This window comes from uncultured Microbacterium sp. (assembly GCF_913776565.1).
In the GTDB taxonomy this organism is placed as follows: Bacteria; Actinomycetota; Actinomycetes; order Actinomycetales; family Microbacteriaceae; genus Microbacterium.
The window spans coordinates 1-14,533 of sequence record NZ_CAJYPF010000046.1 but is presented as its reverse complement, the minus strand read 5'-3'; the positions used below and the strand labels follow the sequence as shown (position 1 = coordinate 14,533).

Here is a 14,533-nt window from a genome sequence, read left to right as displayed (position 1 = left end):
CGGTCCCGCCGGCCGCCTAGACGCTCAGCGCGTCAGCCACACCGAGCCGCCCGCACCCGCGGGCAGGGCGACCTCGACGCCGTCCGCGCGCACCACCTCGTCCGAGACGACCTCGAGCTCGTGGCCGACGTCGATTCGTCGCTCGACCAGCGCCCGCAGCAATTCCGGGTCGCGGTCGCTCACCCGCAGCACGCGCCCCGCGTGCCCCGGCTCCGCCTCGGACAGCAGGACGAACGGCTCGCGGTGCACCGAGCCTTCGGCATCCGGGATCGCGTCACCGTGCGGGTCGAAGCGGGGCCGGCCGAGACGGTCGTCGATGCCCTCGAGAAGGCGGTCGCTCAGGGCGTGCTCGAGCACCTCGGCCTCGTCGTGCACCTCGTCCCACGCGTAGCCGAATTCGCGGACCAGCCACGTCTCGATGAGTCGGTGGCGACGGATGACCCCGGCCGCCCGCCGCTGTCCCGCGGGGGTGAGCGACACGGGACCGTACGGGCGGTGCGTCACCAGACCCTGCGCGGCGAGCTTCTTGACCATCTCGGTCACGCTCGAGGGCGCGAGCCCCAGCCCCGAGGCGAGCTGCGACGGGGTGATCGGCGAGTCCTGCCACTCGGTGTGGTGGTAGATGGCCTTGAGATAGTCGTCGGCCACGGGCGATTCCACGCCGTCAGCCTATCCGCCGCTGAACACCAGCCACAGGAGCGTGATGTTGAGGGCGATGAGGAACACGGATGCCAGCATCCCCGCGATCGTGGTGATCCGGCGATTGCGATGGATGCCGAGCACCTCGGCGCGAGCGGTCAGCGCGACCAGCGGCACCAGCGCGAACGGGATGCCGAACGACAGCACCACCTGACTGAGCACCAGCGCGAGGGTGGGGTCGACGCCCGCGGCCAGGATGAGCAGCGCCGGCACGAGCGTGACCAGGCGGCGCACGACGAGGGGGATCCGGGCGCGCAGCAGTCCGTTCATGATCTCGGCGCCGGCGTAGGCGCCGACCGAGGTCGAGGCGAGTCCGCTCGCGAGCAGGCCCACCGCGAACAGCGTCGCCACGACTGCGCCGAGTCCGTCGCGAAGCGCCGCGTACGCTCCCTCGAGACTGTCGGTGCCCTCGACTCCGGCGAGGTTCGCCGCCGCCAGCAGCAGGATCGCGAGGTTGACGGTACCGGCCACGGCGAGGGCGATCGTGACATCCCAGCGGGTGGCGCGCAGCAGGCGCGGGGTCGAGATCCCCCGCGCGCTCTCCAGGGCGCGGTGCGCCGCGTCGGGGTCCTCGACGACGCCCGCGCGCGCCGCGACGCCCGCACCCGCGACGCCCGCACGTACCGCGACGCCCACGTCCCCCGCCGCCGGAGCGAACCGATCGCGCGCGAGCGCCGAGTGCGCGTAGATCGCGTGGGGCATGATCGTCGCCCCCAGGATCGAGGCCGCCAGCAGCACCGAGGTGGTGCCCTCGAAGCGGGGGAGCAGTCCTCCCGCGACCCCGGCGGCATCGGGCGGGGCGAACAGCAGTCCCGCCGAGAACCCGACGGCGATGATCACGAGCAGGCCGATCAGCACGGTCTCGAAGGCCCGCGCGCCGCGGTGCGTCTGCACGAGCAGCAGCCCCATCGACACCAGCCCCGTGAGCGCTCCTCCCCAGACGAGGGGGATGCCGAACAGCAGGTGCAGGGCGACGGCTCCGCCGATCACCTCGGCGACATCGGTGGCCATTGCGACCAACTCGGCCTGCAGCCAGTACGCGCGCCGGGCCCAGGGCCGGCGGATGCGGCGGCCGAGCACCTGGGGCAGGCTCTCGCCGGTGACGATGCCGAGTTTCGCGGAGAGGTACTGGATGAGCCACGCCATGACGTTCCCCAGCACCACCACCCACACCAGCAGGTAGCCGAACGTCGCCCCCGCCGTCATGTTGCTCGCGACATTGCCGGGGTCGAGGTAGGCCACGCCCGCGACCAGCGCCGGCCCCAGCAGCCACAACGCGCGACCGGGAGCGGGGCGGCGGGTCGCGGCATCCGCTGTTTTCGGCATGCCGAAAACTGTAGTCATCTTTCGGGTGCCCGAAAAGCTACGACGAGGGCGCGGGTGCGCCGCGATTAGCCTGGACCGGTGACGGATGCCCACGACCCCCAGCCGCAGACCGGCGCCGCCCCGGCATTCGAGGCCCCGGCGCCCGGCCCCGACGTCGCCACGCACGGGGTGGGTCCCTGGCCGGGAGGGCCCGAGGCCTGGCCGGACGATCCCCGGTACGACCGCGAACTCCTCGCCGAGGGCGATCGCCGCAACGTCGTCGACGCGTACCGCTACTGGACGATGGATGCCATCGTCGCCGACCTCGACGCGAAGCGGCATCCGTTCCACGTGGCCATCGAGAACTGGCAGCACGACCTCAACATCGGCTCGATCGTGCGCAGCGCCAACGCGTTCCTCGCCGCCGAGGTGCACATCATCGGCAAGAAGCGCTGGAACCGACGCGGCGCCATGGTGACCGACCGCTACCAGCACGTGCGCCACCACGAAGACGTCGCCGCCTTCGCGGCGTGGGCTCGCGAGGCGGGTCTGCCCGTCATCGCGGTGGACAACGTCGAGGGTTCCGTCGCGGTCGACCGCGCCGCCCTGCCCCGGGAGTGCGTGCTGCTGTTCGGGCAGGAGGGGCCGGGGCTGTCGGCCGAGGCGATCGCCGCGGCCACCGGGGTGGTCGAGATCACGCAGTACGGCTCGACGCGGTCGATCAATGCCGCATCGGCGGCCGCGGTGATCATGTACGAGTGGTGTCGCCGCTGGGCCTGATCGCCGTCGTGATCCGTCACGATCGCGTTTTCAGGCCCCGGCCGTCATCCACGCCGCCCCGCGCACCCGCAGGCCGAGCGTGAGGGCCCGGGCGAGCATGTAGACGCCGAAGAACGCGGCCGCCAGCCACGCGAGCCCGCCGGCTCCGCCCCCGGCGAAGAGCGCGACGAGCACCAGCGCGGGCACGTACGGCACGAGGTTGAGCACCCCCGCCAGGGCGAGGTAACGCGCGTCCCCCGCCCCGATCAGCACCCCGTCGAGGACGAAGACGAAGCCCGCGAGCGGCTGCGCGAGGGCGAGCACCAGCAGCGCCGGTTGAATGAGCGCGGCGATGGCGGGATCGCCCGTGAAGAGGAGCCCGATCACGCCGGAGGCGGCCGCGATGACCGCGCCCACGATGACGCCGAACCAGACGCCCCACGCGCTCGTGCGCCGAAGGACCCGACCGACCGTGTCGTCGTCCGCCGCTCCGAGCGCCCGGCCGACCAGGGCCTGCGCGGCGATCGCGAGCGCGTCGAGCGCGAAGGCCGCCGTCGAGAAGATGGTGAAGGCGATCTGCCACCCCGCCAGTTCGGCCGAGCCGAGGCCCGTCGCCACCGCGACCGTCGCGAGCAGCGCGACGCGCAGGCTCACGGTGCGCAGGAACATCCACCCGCCCGATCGGGCGGTGCCGCTGAGGCCCTCGCGCTGCGGGCGCAGCGACGCCGCGTGCCGGCGCGCGAGGCGCCGGGCCACCAGGACGTACGCGCCCACCATGCCCCACTGCGCGGCGACCGTCCCGATCGCCGAACCGGCGATACCCCAGCCGAAGCCGTAGATGAACACGGCGTTCAGTAGCGCGTTCGCGCCGAAACCGAGACCGGCGATCCACAGCGGCGTGACGGTGTCCTGCATGCCGCGCAGCAGGCCGGTCGCGGCGAACACGACGAGCATCGCCGGCAGGCCCCACATCGAGATCGCGAGGTAGGTGCGGGCGTTCTCGGCCACGTCGGGCGCGGCCCCGAACAGGTCGACGACGCCGCTCGTCGCGAGCGATCCGGCGGCGGCGAGCACCGCACCCAGCGCCAGGGCCAGCCACATGCCGTCGATACCGACCGACACCGCCCGTCCCGGCTCTCCGGCTCCGTACCGGCGCGCCACCGCGGGTGTCGTCGAGTACGCCAGGAAGACCATGAGCCCGACGATCGTCTGCAGCACGGCGCCGGCCACGCCGAGTCCCGCGAGCGGGGCCACCCCCAGGTGGCCGACCATGGCGGCATCCACGATCAAGAAAAGGGGCTCGGCGATGAGCGCGCCCAGCGCCGGTACGGCGAGCCGCAGGATCGAGCGGTTCAGCGTCTCGGGCGGGCTGGTGGTCACGTCTGAGAGCCTAGGGCGGACCCCCGACACGGGCGGGAACGGCGCCGTTCCGAGCCCGCATCGAGACGCGGCACTTATCCTGTGTGCATGACCGACACCCCCCGCTCCGGTCTCGCGCTCGACGAGCTCAGCGACGAGATCCGCCCGCAGGACGACCTGTTCCGCCACGTGAACGGACGCTGGCTGGAGCGCACCGAGATCCCCGACGACAAGGCCCGCTGGGGCTCGTTCCACCTCATCGCCGAGCAGGCCGAGGCGGACGTGCGCACCATCGTCCAGGAGTCGCAGGACGCCGAACCGGGCAGTGAAGCCCGAAAGATCGGCGACCTGTTCGCGAGCTTCATGGACACCGACCGCATCGAGGCCCAGGGCCACGCGCCCATCGACCCCCAGCTCGAGCGCGTCGACGGCGTCTCCGACATCCCCTCGCTCCTCCGGCTCATCGGCGAGCTGGAGCGCGACGGCATCAGCGGCCTGCTGACGCTCTTCGTCGAGCCCGACCCGGGCGACCCGACGCGCTACGTCCCCGTCGTCTACCAGGGCGGTATCTCGCTCCCGGACGAGAGCTACTACCGCCTCGACAACTTCGACGAGACCCGCACCGCCTATCGCGGCCACATCGCGCGCATCCTCGACCTGGCCGGGGTCGCCGAGGCTGCGGCATCCGCCGATCGTGTCTTCGCCCTCGAGACCGACCTCGCCGCGCACCACTGGAGCCGCGAGGACAGCCGCGACTCGGTCAAGACCTACAACCTCAAGAGCTGGGACGACACCGTCGCCCTCGCCGGCGTCGACCTCGAGCCCTGGCGCGCGGCGGTCGCCCCGGGCCACGAAGAGGCGCTCGCCGAGGTCGTCGTCTATCAGCCCAGCTTCATCGAGTCCCTCGGCGCGCTGCTCGTCGAGGAGCGCCTCGACGACTGGAAGGCGTGGCTGCGCTTCAAGATCGTGCACGCGGCGGCGGCGTTCTTGACCGAGGCGTTCGTGTCCGAGAACTTCGCGTTCTACGGCACCCAGCTCACCGGCGTCCCCGTCAACCGCGAGCGCTGGAAGCGCGGCGTCAGCCTCGCCGAGGCCGCCCTGGGCGAGGCGATCGGAAAGGTCTATGTCGAGCGGCACTTCAACGCCGACGCCAAGGAGGCCATGGACGGTCTGGTCGCTCACCTGATCGAGGCGTACCGTGCGTCGATCCGCGAGTTGACGTGGATGACCGACGAGACGCGCGAGCGCGCTCTGGCCAAGCTCGACACCTTCGTGCCGAAGATCGGCTACCCCGTGCGGTGGAAGGACTACTCCGACCTCGAGGTCCAGGCCGACGACCTGGTCGGCAACGTCCGCCGCGCCCACGTGTGGGAGCACGACCGCCAGCTCGCCAAGGTCGGCCAGCCGATCGACCGCGACGAGTGGTACATGACCCCGCAGACGGTGAACGCGTACTACAACCCGCTCATGAACGAGATCGTGTTCCCCGCGGCGATCCTGCAGTACCCCTTCTTCGACGCCGGGCGCGACGCCGCGGCGAACTACGGCGGCATCGGCGCCGTGATCGGACACGAGATCGGCCACGGCTTCGACGACCAGGGCAGCCGCTTCGACGCCGACGGGTCGCTGCGCGACTGGTGGACGGATGCCGACCGCGCGGCGTTCGAGGAGCGCACGAGCGCCCTGATCGCCCAGTACGAGGCCCTCGTGCCGCGGGGCCTCAGCGAGGAGCACCACGTCAACGGCAAGCTCACCATCGGCGAGAACATCGGCGACCTGGGCGGGCTGGGCATCGCGATCGCCGCGTACCGACTGCACCTGGCGGAGCAGGGTGAAACGGAGGGTGACGGTCCTGTCGTCGACGGGTACACCGGTATTCAGCGTCTTCTGCTCAGCTGGGCCCAGATCTGGCAGCAGAAGGGCCGCGACGCGGAGACGATCCGCCTCTTGACCATCGACCCGCACTCGCCGAACGAGTTCCGGTGCAACCAGATCGTGCGTAACATCGACGCGTTCTACGCGGCGTTCGATGTGAACGAGGGCGACGCGCTGTGGCTCGACGCCGACCAGCGCGTCACCATCTGGTGAGGTCGCGTTTGTTGTCCTGCTGACACCGAAGGAGCCACGCTCGTGGGCATGTCCCCGGTTCCCGAGCCCGCGCCGTCCGACCCCGTCGGAGGGCCGGTGGAGTCGCTTCGCCGCGACGCCCCGGCCCTGCGCGGGGCCGGGCGCAAGGGACCGAAGCGGCTTCCCCGTCGAGCCGCCGCGGGTCGACGCTCCTTCACGGCGACGTTGCGGGCTCTCGACGAGCTGGCCGCCTCGGGAGCCAAGGTGGCGGTGCGCATCGACGAGCTCGACGGCGGGTCCGAGGTGCTGGCGGGCGACGACTTCCTGACGCTTCCCGTGGCGGGACTGGGTGTCGTCCCGCTGCTGGTCGAGGTCGCGGCCGCGTTCGAGTCGGGTCGGCTCGACCCCCTCGAGATCGTCGATCGCGCTGTCGTCCCGGGCGCCGCGCACGGGGGCACCTGGCAGCATCTCAAGGCTCCGGCCCTGCCGCTGATCGACCTGGCGATGCTGGCCGCGTCCACGGGCGACGCCCTGGCGGCCAACGCCCTGCTGCACCGTGCCGGCCTGCAGTCCGTCCGCGCGCGGATCGAACAGCTGGGGCTGCGGCGCACGGCGCTGCTGGACCGCTTCCGCGACGACCGCGGTCCCGACGACGCCCCGCACGTCGCCCTGTCGACCGCGCGCGAGATGGCCCAGGTGTTCGCGGGCCTGGTCAATTCGAGCGTCGTCTCGCCCGGCGTCAGCGCCCAGGTCGCCGAATGGCTGAGCTTGAACCACGACCTCTCGCTCGTGGCATCCGCCACCGGCTTGGATCCGTTCTCGCACGAGAACGACCAGCACGGTCTGCTGTTCGTCAACAAGACCGGTCGCGCCGCCGGCGTCCGCGCCGAGGCGGGCGTGCTCGGCGGACCCCGCGCGGGAGTGGCGTACGCGCTCATCGCCAACTTCGACGACCTGTCGATCGCGCATCGGCTGCGGGCGCACGACGCCTTCCGCGTGCTCGGCGTCGAGCTCATGGAGTACGTGTACTGAGCGGTGTCGCGCCCGGTTGCGGAATCGTGCCCCAACGCGAGCGGGAACGCAATCCCTCGTGTGCGGCGCGGCGCACTGGGACGCTGGTGGCCACGAGACGAAAGGAAGGACCGAAGCCATGTCCGACTCTCCTGCCACCACCGACCCGTTCGCCAACAGCAGCGGCCCCGAAGGCCACTCGATCACCGACTGGACCGACCTCGGCCGCGAGATGTGGTCGTACCTCACCGGTCGCGGCGCCGCCGTCAACTACTCGTTCGTCGACATGACGGTCGAGGTGCCGCGCGACATCGGCCCCGATGCCCCGCGCGCGACGTGGAAGCTCAACGGCACCCTGCGCGTCACCACCAGCGACGACACCGCGGCCGGGTCCGACCCGTACCGCGGCAACTGAGGGGAGGCGCCGTCATGGTGCGCCTCGACATCGACCTGGCCTTCTCCGAGCACGAAGAGGGGCGGGATGCCGACGTCCCGCCGTTCGAGGGGACCATCACGGCCGCGGGCACCGAGGTGCGCATCGTCGTGAGCGACCCCTCGCGACTGCCCGGCAACGGCCGTCGCACGCTGGCCGAGATGTCCACGGTCGCCGACGCGCTGGCATCCCGGGGCATCTCCGTCACGCTCGAGGGGCCGGACGGGCCGATCCTGCAGCTCGGAGACGTCAAGAGCGGTGCGCTGCAGCGGGTCATCACCGGATCGAAGCACATCCGGCTCGGTTCGGTGTCGGCGGTCGCCCCGCTGCTCGTGCGGCGCAACGGCGACCGGACGCTGACGTTCCCCGTGCCGCCCGAGACGCCGTTGCCACTCGTGCCGACGATCAACCGCACCGTGCGCCGCCGTGTCACGACGACGCACTACACGCCCGGATCCGGCCGGCCGCGGCTGATCTTCGCGGTGGGCGACTCCTCGTGGGACGGATCGCGTCCGCGCGAGTTCGACCTGCTGCCGACCAAGACGGTCATCGGGTCGGGCGACGAGGCCGACCTGCGGCTGCCGGGGCTCGCCCCGGTGCATGCCGAGATCCGGCACGAGGGCGACGACGAGTACGTGCTGTACGGCTTCGATCAGGTCGGTGGCGGCGGGGCGCGCGATCAGGGCCCCGGGCGCGACGGCGGGGGGCGCATCCTGCGCACCGGCGCGCGCATCGAGCTGGGCGACTGGCGGCTGGCGTACTTCCGCGCCGAGTTCGCCGACCACGGCCGCCCCTACGGCGGACGGCAGGGCGGCGAGTTCGCGCGTCAGCGCAAGCAGCCGCCGCGCGGTGGTTCGGGGCCGCTGAGTCGGGCGTCCGACCCGGAGTGACTCTCCCGCGCCGTGACCCCCTCTGGCGCCGAGACTGCAGCTGGCTGACGAAACCGTTGCAATCTGCAACCGACTTGTCAGCCAGCTGCAGTTTCGCGATGCTCGGTGGCCTCGACGCCGATGAGACTGAGCCGGAGGCGACTGCGGACGCCGGGTCGCGGCATCCCGGTGTCAGAAGACGATCGTGTGGTTGCCGTGGCGGATCACGCGATCTTCGGCGTGCCACAGCACCGCGCGCGAGAGCACCTGGCGCTCGACGTCGGCGCCGCGGCGCGCGAGCTCGGCCGAGGAGTCGGCGTGGGTGACGCGCACGGTGTCCTGCTCGATGATGGGGCCCTCGTCCAGGTCGCTGGTGACGTAGTGCGAGGTCGCCCCGATGAGCTTCACGCCGCGCTGCTTGGCCTTCTTGTACGGCTCGGCGCCGATGAAGGCGGGCAGGAACGAGTGGTGGATGTTGATCACCGGGACGCCGATCTTCTCGAGGAAATCGGCCGAGAGGATCTGCATGTAGCGCGCGAGGACGACGAAGTCGACGTTGCCGACCAGGAGCTCGAGGATCCGCGCCTCGGACGCCGACTTGTCGGGCCCCGGGGTCGACGGCACGTGGAAGAACGGCACGCCGAAGGAACGGACGTCGTCGGCCGCGGTCGTGTGGTTCGACACGACCATCGGGATGGTGACGGGCAGATCGCCGCGGCGGTGCCGCCACAGCAGATCGAGTAGGCAGTGGTCCTGCTTCGAGGCCAGGATCGCCATGCGCTTGGGCGTGGAGAGGTCGGTGAGCGTCCATTCGAGCTCGAACCCCTCGCCGAGGGTGGTGGCGATGTCGGCCCGGATCTCGGGCAGCGCCGCCGACAGGTCGGGACGGTGGAACACCACGCGCTGGAAGTACGCCCCTCCGCGCGGGTCGTCGGAGTACTGGTCGAAGGCGACGATGTTGCCGCCCCGGCGGGCGATCAGCGCCGAGACCGCGGCGATGATGCCGGGGGTGTCGCTGCCGTGCACGATGAGGCAGGCGTGATCGGGCTGCAGGTGGGGGCTCGCGGAGACCATCGGACCATTCTGCCGTGTGCGGATGACGTCGGAGACCAGGGGCGCGGTGCCACCGGGGCGTCCGGTGGAGGGCGCGTCGGCGCCGCGGCCGATGTCGGCGGGCGGAGATAGCCTGGAAGACGTGACCAGCACCCTGCGCCTCGATCGGCCGGGCTGGCGCACCTGGACGCTGTGGATCGTCGGCGTGCTCGCCTACGTCGTCTCGATCGTCAACCGCACGTCGCTGTCGGCGGTGGGAGTGGATGCCGCGGTGCGCTTCGGGGCGGACGCCTCGGCGCTGTCGATGTTCGCCGTCATCCAGCTTTTCGTCTACGGCGCCATGCAGATCCCCGTCGGTCTGCTGCTCGACCGCTTCGGGGCGCGGCCGATGATCGCGATCGGCATGGTGCTGATGGCGGTGGGGCAGCTGGTGATGGCCTTCGCGGATGCCGTGGGGATCGGCATCCTGGCCCGGGTGCTGATCGGGGCCGGCGACGCCGCCATCTTCCCGAGCGTGCTGCGCGTGATCGCGACGTGGTTCCCGGCTCAGCGCGCGCCGCTGCTCGTGCAGTTGACGGGCATCATCGGCCAGCTCGGCCAGATCGTCGCGGTCGTCCCGCTCGCCGCCCTCCTGCACGCCACCAGCTGGAGCGTCGCCTTCGGCAGCGTCGCGGGGCTGGGCGTGCTCTTCGCGATCCTGACGTTCCTGATCATCCGCAACCGTCCGCCCGAGCGGCGCGACGACCCGGTCGACACCTCGGTCAACACGCAGACCGGCGCGATCCGGGTGGTGCGGTCCGCGCCCGACCTGCGCCAGGGGTTCCGCGAGTCGTGGGCGCACCCCGGCACCCGACTCGGCTTCTGGTCGCACTTCGCCACGCCCTTCGCCGGCACCGCGTTCATGCTGCTGTGGGGGTTCCCCTTCCTCACCGCGGGCGAGGGGCTGGAACCCGCGACGGCGTCGGCGATCATGACGCTGTTCGTGTTCTTCGGCATCCTGAGCGGCCCGGTGATCGGAGCCCTCAGCAGCCGGCACCCGCGCCGGCGCTCGCGCTGGCTCGTGCTGCCCACCGTGGTGTTCCAGGCGGTCGTCTGGATCGTCGTCGTCGCGTGGCCGGGGCCCGCGCCCCTGTGGCTGCTGATCGTGCTGATGTTCGCCCTCGCCACCGGTGGACCGGCGTCGATGATCGCCTTCGACCACGCGCGCACCTTCACTCCCAGCCACCGACTCAGCACCGCCACGGGCATCGTCAACGGCGGCGGGTTCCTCGCGGCGCTGCTGGCGATCCTGTTCATCGGCATCGCGATGGACGTGCAGGGCGCGGGCAGCCCCGAGACGTACTCGCTCGACGCGTTCCGGCTCGCTTTCCTCACCCAGGTGCCGCTGTGGCTCATCGGCGGAATCGCGATCGTCATCGAACGCGGGCGCACGATCCGTCACGTGGGCGGCGTGCTGCCGCGCTGATCGACTCGTCCTGCGAGACTCGGAGTCATGGCATCCATCGACATCCGCACCCTCGACACCGTCGACGCGATCCACGAGGCCGCGCGCGTGCTCGACCGGGTGTGGGGCGAACGCGGCACCATGCCGGCGAACATCCTGCGCGCGCTCGAGCACGCCGGCAACTACGTCGTCGGACTGTACGACGGCGACGAGATGATCGGCGCGTCGGCGGCGTTCTTCGGACCCCCGGCCGCGCGGTCGATGCATTCGCACATCACCGGCATCGTCGACGGGTACCAGGGCCGCGGCCTCGGCCGCCTGCTCAAGCTGCACCAGCGCGACTGGGCCCTCGAACGCGGCGTGGGTCGCATCACGTGGACGTTCGACCCGCTCATCCCGCGCAACGCCCACTTCAATCTGACGGTGCTGGGCGCGCGTGTCACCGCGTACCTCGTCAACCAGTACGGCGAGATGGATGACGAGGTCAACCGCGGCGACGAGTCCGATCGACTGATGGTGTCGTGGGCGCTCGCCGAGCCCGCGGCTCCGCAGCCCCAGGATGCCGAGATCAAGGCCGTGGTCGCGGTGCCCGACGACGTCGAGACCCTGCGTCGCAGCGACCCGGCGGCCGCGGCCGCGTGGCGCGTGCGGGTGCGCGATGCGCTGCGGGGGCACCTGGCATCCGGTCGCCGGATCGGCGGATTCGACCGCCGCGGTTACCTGATCACGGGGTGAACCCCGACGCGGATCACGCGGGGGCGGAGCCCATCACGAGGCGCGGACGCTCGATGATGACGTCGCGCGCACCGTGGAAGTAGCGGTCCTGGAGAGCGACCAGCCGCTGCACCGTCCGCTCGCCGAGGCCCGCGCGCTCGGCTTCGCGCAGCAGGTCGTCCTTCGTGCAGGGGTACTCCATCGTGCGGAGGAATGCGTCCATGTCGTGCTCCGGTCGGGGGCCATGACGCGGGCGCCGCGCGGCGGTGGGCGGCGGTGCGTCGGTGAGAAGGGGCGAAGAGCCTTGAGCGACTGTAGGCATCGACGGAGGGGCCGCGGGGAGCGGCATCCAGCGAAAGAATCGCTGATTTTGACGCAGAGATATCTCCGGTGCTCCTTGCGTCTCCCCGCGGGGTCAAACCGGTCGGTTCCTGATCAGGTCCACCGACGACGCATCCCCCATCCCTCGTCAGTCGCCGGAGTCCGCCTCCGGCATCCCCTGCCCGGGACCCGGGCGCACCTCGGCGTCGTCGCGGATGTCGATGCGGGTGACCCCGTCGTGCTCGCTCACGTCGATGCGGGGAGCCGCGTCGGCCTCGGTGGCCTCGGGGGCGGTCGTGAGCTGGTCGTGCCGGTTCTCGTCGAAGCTCTTGTCGTCGCTCATCGTCGTCACTCCTCCTCGCCCGCGGACCGCCAGGCGTCCGACTCCATGTGCGACCCGGCCTGCGGGCCCATGTGCAGCATGCCGCCGTCGACGACCCAGCTGGCGCCGGTGACGTACGACCCCGACGGCGACGCGAGGAAGCGGATGACGTCGGCGACCTCGTCGGGCTTGCCCGGGCGTCCGAGCGGGATGCCGGGACGGTGGATGCGATCGGCGTCCTCGGCGGACATGTCGTTGATGGGCGTCGCGATCTCGCCGGGCGCGACCGCGTTCACGGTGATGCCGTGCTGGCCGAGCTCGAGGGCCATCGTCTTGATCAGACCGCCGACGCCGTGCTTCGCGGCGACGTAGGGCGCCGAGCCGACGCGCGGCTGGTGCTCGTGCACGCTCGACACGACGATCAGGCGGCCGCCGCGGCCGGCCTTCGCCATGCGGCGCGCGGCGGTGTGAAGGGCGAGGAACGCGCCGTCGAGGTTGAGGGCGATATCGGTGCGCCACGTCTCGAAGTCGAGGTCGAGGAAACTGCCGCCGATGCCGCCGCCGGCGTTGTTCACGAAGACGTCGAGGCCGCCGAGCTCGTCGGCCATGGCGTCGACGGCATCCGGGACCGCGTCGAAGTCCGTCGCGTCGAACTGCGCGACGATCGCGTTGACGCCGCGCTCGCGCGCCGCGGCGGCGGTCTCTTCGGCGCCGTCCTTGTCGGAGTGGTAGGTAATCGCGACGTCGATGCCGGCGTCGGCGAGGGCGAGGGCGGTCGCCGCCCCGATGCCCGAGTCGGAGCCGGTGACGATCGCGTGGCGGGGGGTGAAGTCGTCGCTCATGCGGGCGACGCTACGCGCGCGGGGCGGCGGCCCCGGCGGCCTTGCCACGGCCGGGCGCGGGCGTTACGGTCGCGGGCCGGCTTGCGGCCGTGGCCCGGAGCCGCCGCCGCAAGCCGAAACCGTCGGCCGACCGACTCCGGCTCGGCGGGTCGGGGTACGGCGGCGTGCACAACTCCCGCAATCCCCCGTGGTCGAGCGCGGGTCCTCCAGCTCCGCGCCCGATTTGCCGGAGTTGTGCCGGGGCGCCGCGACACAACGCAGGAGATTCCCCGTGCTGCGGGCCGTTTCCCGGGGCCCGACGTCGGCGACTCCTGCGTGGTGTCCGCCGCTCCCGGTACCCTCCCCCCATGCCTCTCTTGCCGCCCGCCTCTGCCGTGACCCTGGATGCCGTGGAGCTGCGCGTGCTGCACCTGCCGCTCGTGTCCCCCTTCACGACGTCGTTCGGCACCGAGACCGTCCGCGAGGTCATCGTCGTGACGGCCGAGACAGCCGACGGGCGCGGATGGGGAGAGGTCGTCACCTCGGCCGAGCCGTTCTACTCCAGCGAGTACACCGAGGGCGCGTGGGACGTCCTGTCGCGCTTCCTCGTGCCCGCCCTGCTCGAGCGCCGGACGTTCGCGCCCGAGGAGGTCGCCGGCATCCTGAGCCCCGTCGTCGGGCACCGCATGGCCAAGGCCGGTCTCGAGCTCGCCGTGATCGACGCCGCTCTCCGCGCCGAGAACCGCACCTTCGCGCAGTACCTCGGCGCCGAGAAGACCCGCGTGCCCTCGGGCGTCTCGGTCGGCATCCAGCGCGAGCCGGCGGCTCTCGTCGACGCCGTCGGCGGCTACCTCGACGAGGGCTACGTGCGCATCAAGATCAAGATCAAGCCGGGCCGCGACGTCGACGACACCGCGGCCGTGCGCGCGGCCTTCGGCGGCATTCCTCTGCAGGTGGATGCCAACTCCGCCTACACCCTCGCCGACGCCGACCGGCTGGCCGAGCTCGACGCCTTCGACCTGCTGCTCATCGAGCAGCCCCTGCAAGAGGACGACCTGGTCGATCACGCCGCCCTCGCGAAGCGCCTGTCGACGCCGGTGTGCCTCGACGAGTCGATCGTCAGCGACAAGGCCGCCGCCGACGCGCTCGCCCTCGGTTCCGCGGCGATCATCAACATCAAGGCCGGCCGGGTCGGCGGTTACCTCGAGGCCATCGCGATCCACGACCGCGCCGTCGCCGCGGGGGTGCCGGTGTGGTGCGGCGGCATGCTCGAGACGGGGATCGGCCGCGCCGCCAACGCCGCGCTCGCCGCCCTGCCGGGGTTCACGCTGCCGGGCGACATCTCGGCATCCGCCC

General features: G+C 71.7%; 15 protein-coding genes. 8 read left to right on the top strand and 7 right to left on the bottom strand.

What is annotated here, in order from left to right; genetic code table 11:
• Window positions 1-24: 24 nt before the first annotated feature.
• Window positions 25-660 carry a metal-dependent transcriptional regulator gene (locus QZ433_RS02995; RefSeq protein WP_295779946.1) on the bottom strand — a complete coding sequence of 212 codons (636 nt, stop codon included), beginning with the start codon at window positions 658-660 and terminating at the stop codon, window positions 25-27.
• 9 nt (window positions 661-669) lie between these two features.
• Window positions 670-2,025, bottom strand: coding sequence for an Nramp family divalent metal transporter (locus QZ433_RS02990; protein WP_295779945.1), 1,356 nt, complete (start codon window positions 2,023-2,025; stop codon window positions 670-672).
• A gap of 168 nt (window positions 2,026-2,193) precedes the next feature.
• Between QZ433_RS02990 and QZ433_RS02985 the strand changes: the two genes are divergently transcribed.
• Window positions 2,194-2,784 (top strand): TrmH family RNA methyltransferase, encoded by a 591-nt coding sequence (locus QZ433_RS02985; protein WP_295779947.1) that lies wholly within the window; start codon window positions 2,194-2,196, stop codon window positions 2,782-2,784.
• A gap of 30 nt (window positions 2,785-2,814) precedes the next feature.
• Here QZ433_RS02985 and QZ433_RS02980 read toward each other — a convergent pair whose 3' ends face one another.
• The gene (locus QZ433_RS02980; protein ID WP_295779944.1) at window positions 2,815-4,143 is read right to left on the bottom strand and encodes an MATE family efflux transporter; all 1,329 of its coding nucleotides are present in this window, start codon (window positions 4,141-4,143) and stop codon (window positions 2,815-2,817) included.
• 87 nt (window positions 4,144-4,230) lie between these two features.
• On the opposite strand from QZ433_RS02980, the gene QZ433_RS02975 reads away from it, so the two are divergent.
• From QZ433_RS02975 to QZ433_RS02960, 4 genes are all read left to right on the top strand, one after another.
• Complete coding sequence (locus QZ433_RS02975; protein ID WP_295779943.1) at window positions 4,231-6,210, top strand: M13-type metalloendopeptidase; 1,980 nt, start codon at window positions 4,231-4,233, stop codon at window positions 6,208-6,210.
• A gap of 48 nt (window positions 6,211-6,258) precedes the next feature.
• On the top strand, window positions 6,259-7,221 hold the full coding sequence (locus QZ433_RS02970) for a serine hydrolase (RefSeq protein WP_295779942.1): 963 nt from the start codon (window positions 6,259-6,261) through the stop codon (window positions 7,219-7,221).
• 118 nt (window positions 7,222-7,339) lie between these two features.
• A complete protein-coding gene (locus tag QZ433_RS02965) occupies window positions 7,340-7,615 on the top strand; it encodes a hypothetical protein (RefSeq protein WP_295779941.1) in 276 nt (91 codons plus the stop codon).
• A 14-nt stretch (window positions 7,616-7,629) separates the two neighbouring features.
• Window positions 7,630-8,523 (top strand): FHA domain-containing protein, encoded by an 894-nt coding sequence (locus tag QZ433_RS02960; RefSeq protein WP_295779940.1) that lies wholly within the window; start codon window positions 7,630-7,632, stop codon window positions 8,521-8,523.
• A gap of 171 nt (window positions 8,524-8,694) precedes the next feature.
• Here the strand turns inward: QZ433_RS02960 and purU are convergent, their stop codons facing one another.
• On the bottom strand, window positions 8,695-9,576 hold the full coding sequence (gene purU, locus QZ433_RS02955) for a formyltetrahydrofolate deformylase (RefSeq protein ID WP_295779939.1): 882 nt from the start codon (window positions 9,574-9,576) through the stop codon (window positions 8,695-8,697).
• Between the two features lie 121 nt (window positions 9,577-9,697).
• On the opposite strand from purU, the gene QZ433_RS02950 reads away from it, so the two are divergent.
• Both QZ433_RS02950 and QZ433_RS02945 read left to right on the top strand, forming a co-directional pair.
• Window positions 9,698-11,020 carry an MFS transporter gene (locus QZ433_RS02950; RefSeq protein ID WP_295779938.1) on the top strand — a complete coding sequence of 441 codons (1,323 nt, stop codon included), beginning with the start codon at window positions 9,698-9,700 and terminating at the stop codon, window positions 11,018-11,020.
• Window positions 11,021-11,047: 27 nt separating this feature from the next.
• Complete coding sequence (locus QZ433_RS02945; protein WP_295779937.1) at window positions 11,048-11,734, top strand: GNAT family N-acetyltransferase; 687 nt, start codon at window positions 11,048-11,050, stop codon at window positions 11,732-11,734.
• A gap of 13 nt (window positions 11,735-11,747) precedes the next feature.
• Here QZ433_RS02945 and QZ433_RS02940 read toward each other — a convergent pair whose 3' ends face one another.
• From QZ433_RS02940 to QZ433_RS02930, 3 genes are all read right to left on the bottom strand, one after another.
• Window positions 11,748-11,936, bottom strand: a complete 189-nt coding sequence (locus QZ433_RS02940; RefSeq protein ID WP_295779936.1) for a DUF2795 domain-containing protein — start codon at window positions 11,934-11,936, stop codon at window positions 11,748-11,750.
• 246 nt (window positions 11,937-12,182) lie between these two features.
• Window positions 12,183-12,377: a multidrug transporter gene (locus QZ433_RS02935; RefSeq protein WP_295779935.1), complete on the bottom strand. Its 195-nt coding sequence runs from the start codon at window positions 12,375-12,377 to the stop codon at window positions 12,183-12,185.
• A 5-nt stretch (window positions 12,378-12,382) separates the two neighbouring features.
• Window positions 12,383-13,198: an SDR family oxidoreductase gene (locus QZ433_RS02930; protein ID WP_295779934.1), complete on the bottom strand. Its 816-nt coding sequence runs from the start codon at window positions 13,196-13,198 to the stop codon at window positions 12,383-12,385.
• A 347-nt stretch (window positions 13,199-13,545) separates the two neighbouring features.
• Between QZ433_RS02930 and menC the strand changes: the two genes are divergently transcribed.
• The coding region (gene menC, locus QZ433_RS02925; RefSeq protein ID WP_295779933.1) for an o-succinylbenzoate synthase at window positions 13,546-14,533 on the top strand (988 nt) is incomplete at its 3' end.

Coding starts and splice junctions, on each gene's coding strand:
- QZ433_RS02975 (WP_295779943.1), top strand. CDS start 4,231: ATGACCGACACCCCCCGCTCCGGTCTCGCGCTCGACGAGCTCAGCGAC.
- QZ433_RS02970 (WP_295779942.1), top strand. CDS start 6,259: ATGTCCCCGGTTCCCGAGCCCGCGCCGTCCGACCCCGTCGGAGGGCCG.
- purU (WP_295779939.1), bottom strand. CDS start 9,576: ATGGTCTCCGCGAGCCCCCACCTGCAGCCCGATCACGCCTGCCTCATC.
- QZ433_RS02930 (WP_295779934.1), bottom strand. CDS start 13,198: ATGAGCGACGACTTCACCCCCCGCCACGCGATCGTCACCGGCTCCGAC.
- QZ433_RS02990 (WP_295779945.1), bottom strand. CDS start 2,025: ATGCCGAAAACAGCGGATGCCGCGACCCGCCGCCCCGCTCCCGGTCGC.
- QZ433_RS02960 (WP_295779940.1), top strand. CDS start 7,630: ATGGTGCGCCTCGACATCGACCTGGCCTTCTCCGAGCACGAAGAGGGG.
- QZ433_RS02935 (WP_295779935.1), bottom strand. CDS start 12,377: ATGAGCGACGACAAGAGCTTCGACGAGAACCGGCACGACCAGCTCACG.
- QZ433_RS02965 (WP_295779941.1), top strand. CDS start 7,340: ATGTCCGACTCTCCTGCCACCACCGACCCGTTCGCCAACAGCAGCGGC.
- QZ433_RS02940 (WP_295779936.1), bottom strand. CDS start 11,936: ATGGACGCATTCCTCCGCACGATGGAGTACCCCTGCACGAAGGACGAC.
- QZ433_RS02945 (WP_295779937.1), top strand. CDS start 11,048: ATGGCATCCATCGACATCCGCACCCTCGACACCGTCGACGCGATCCAC.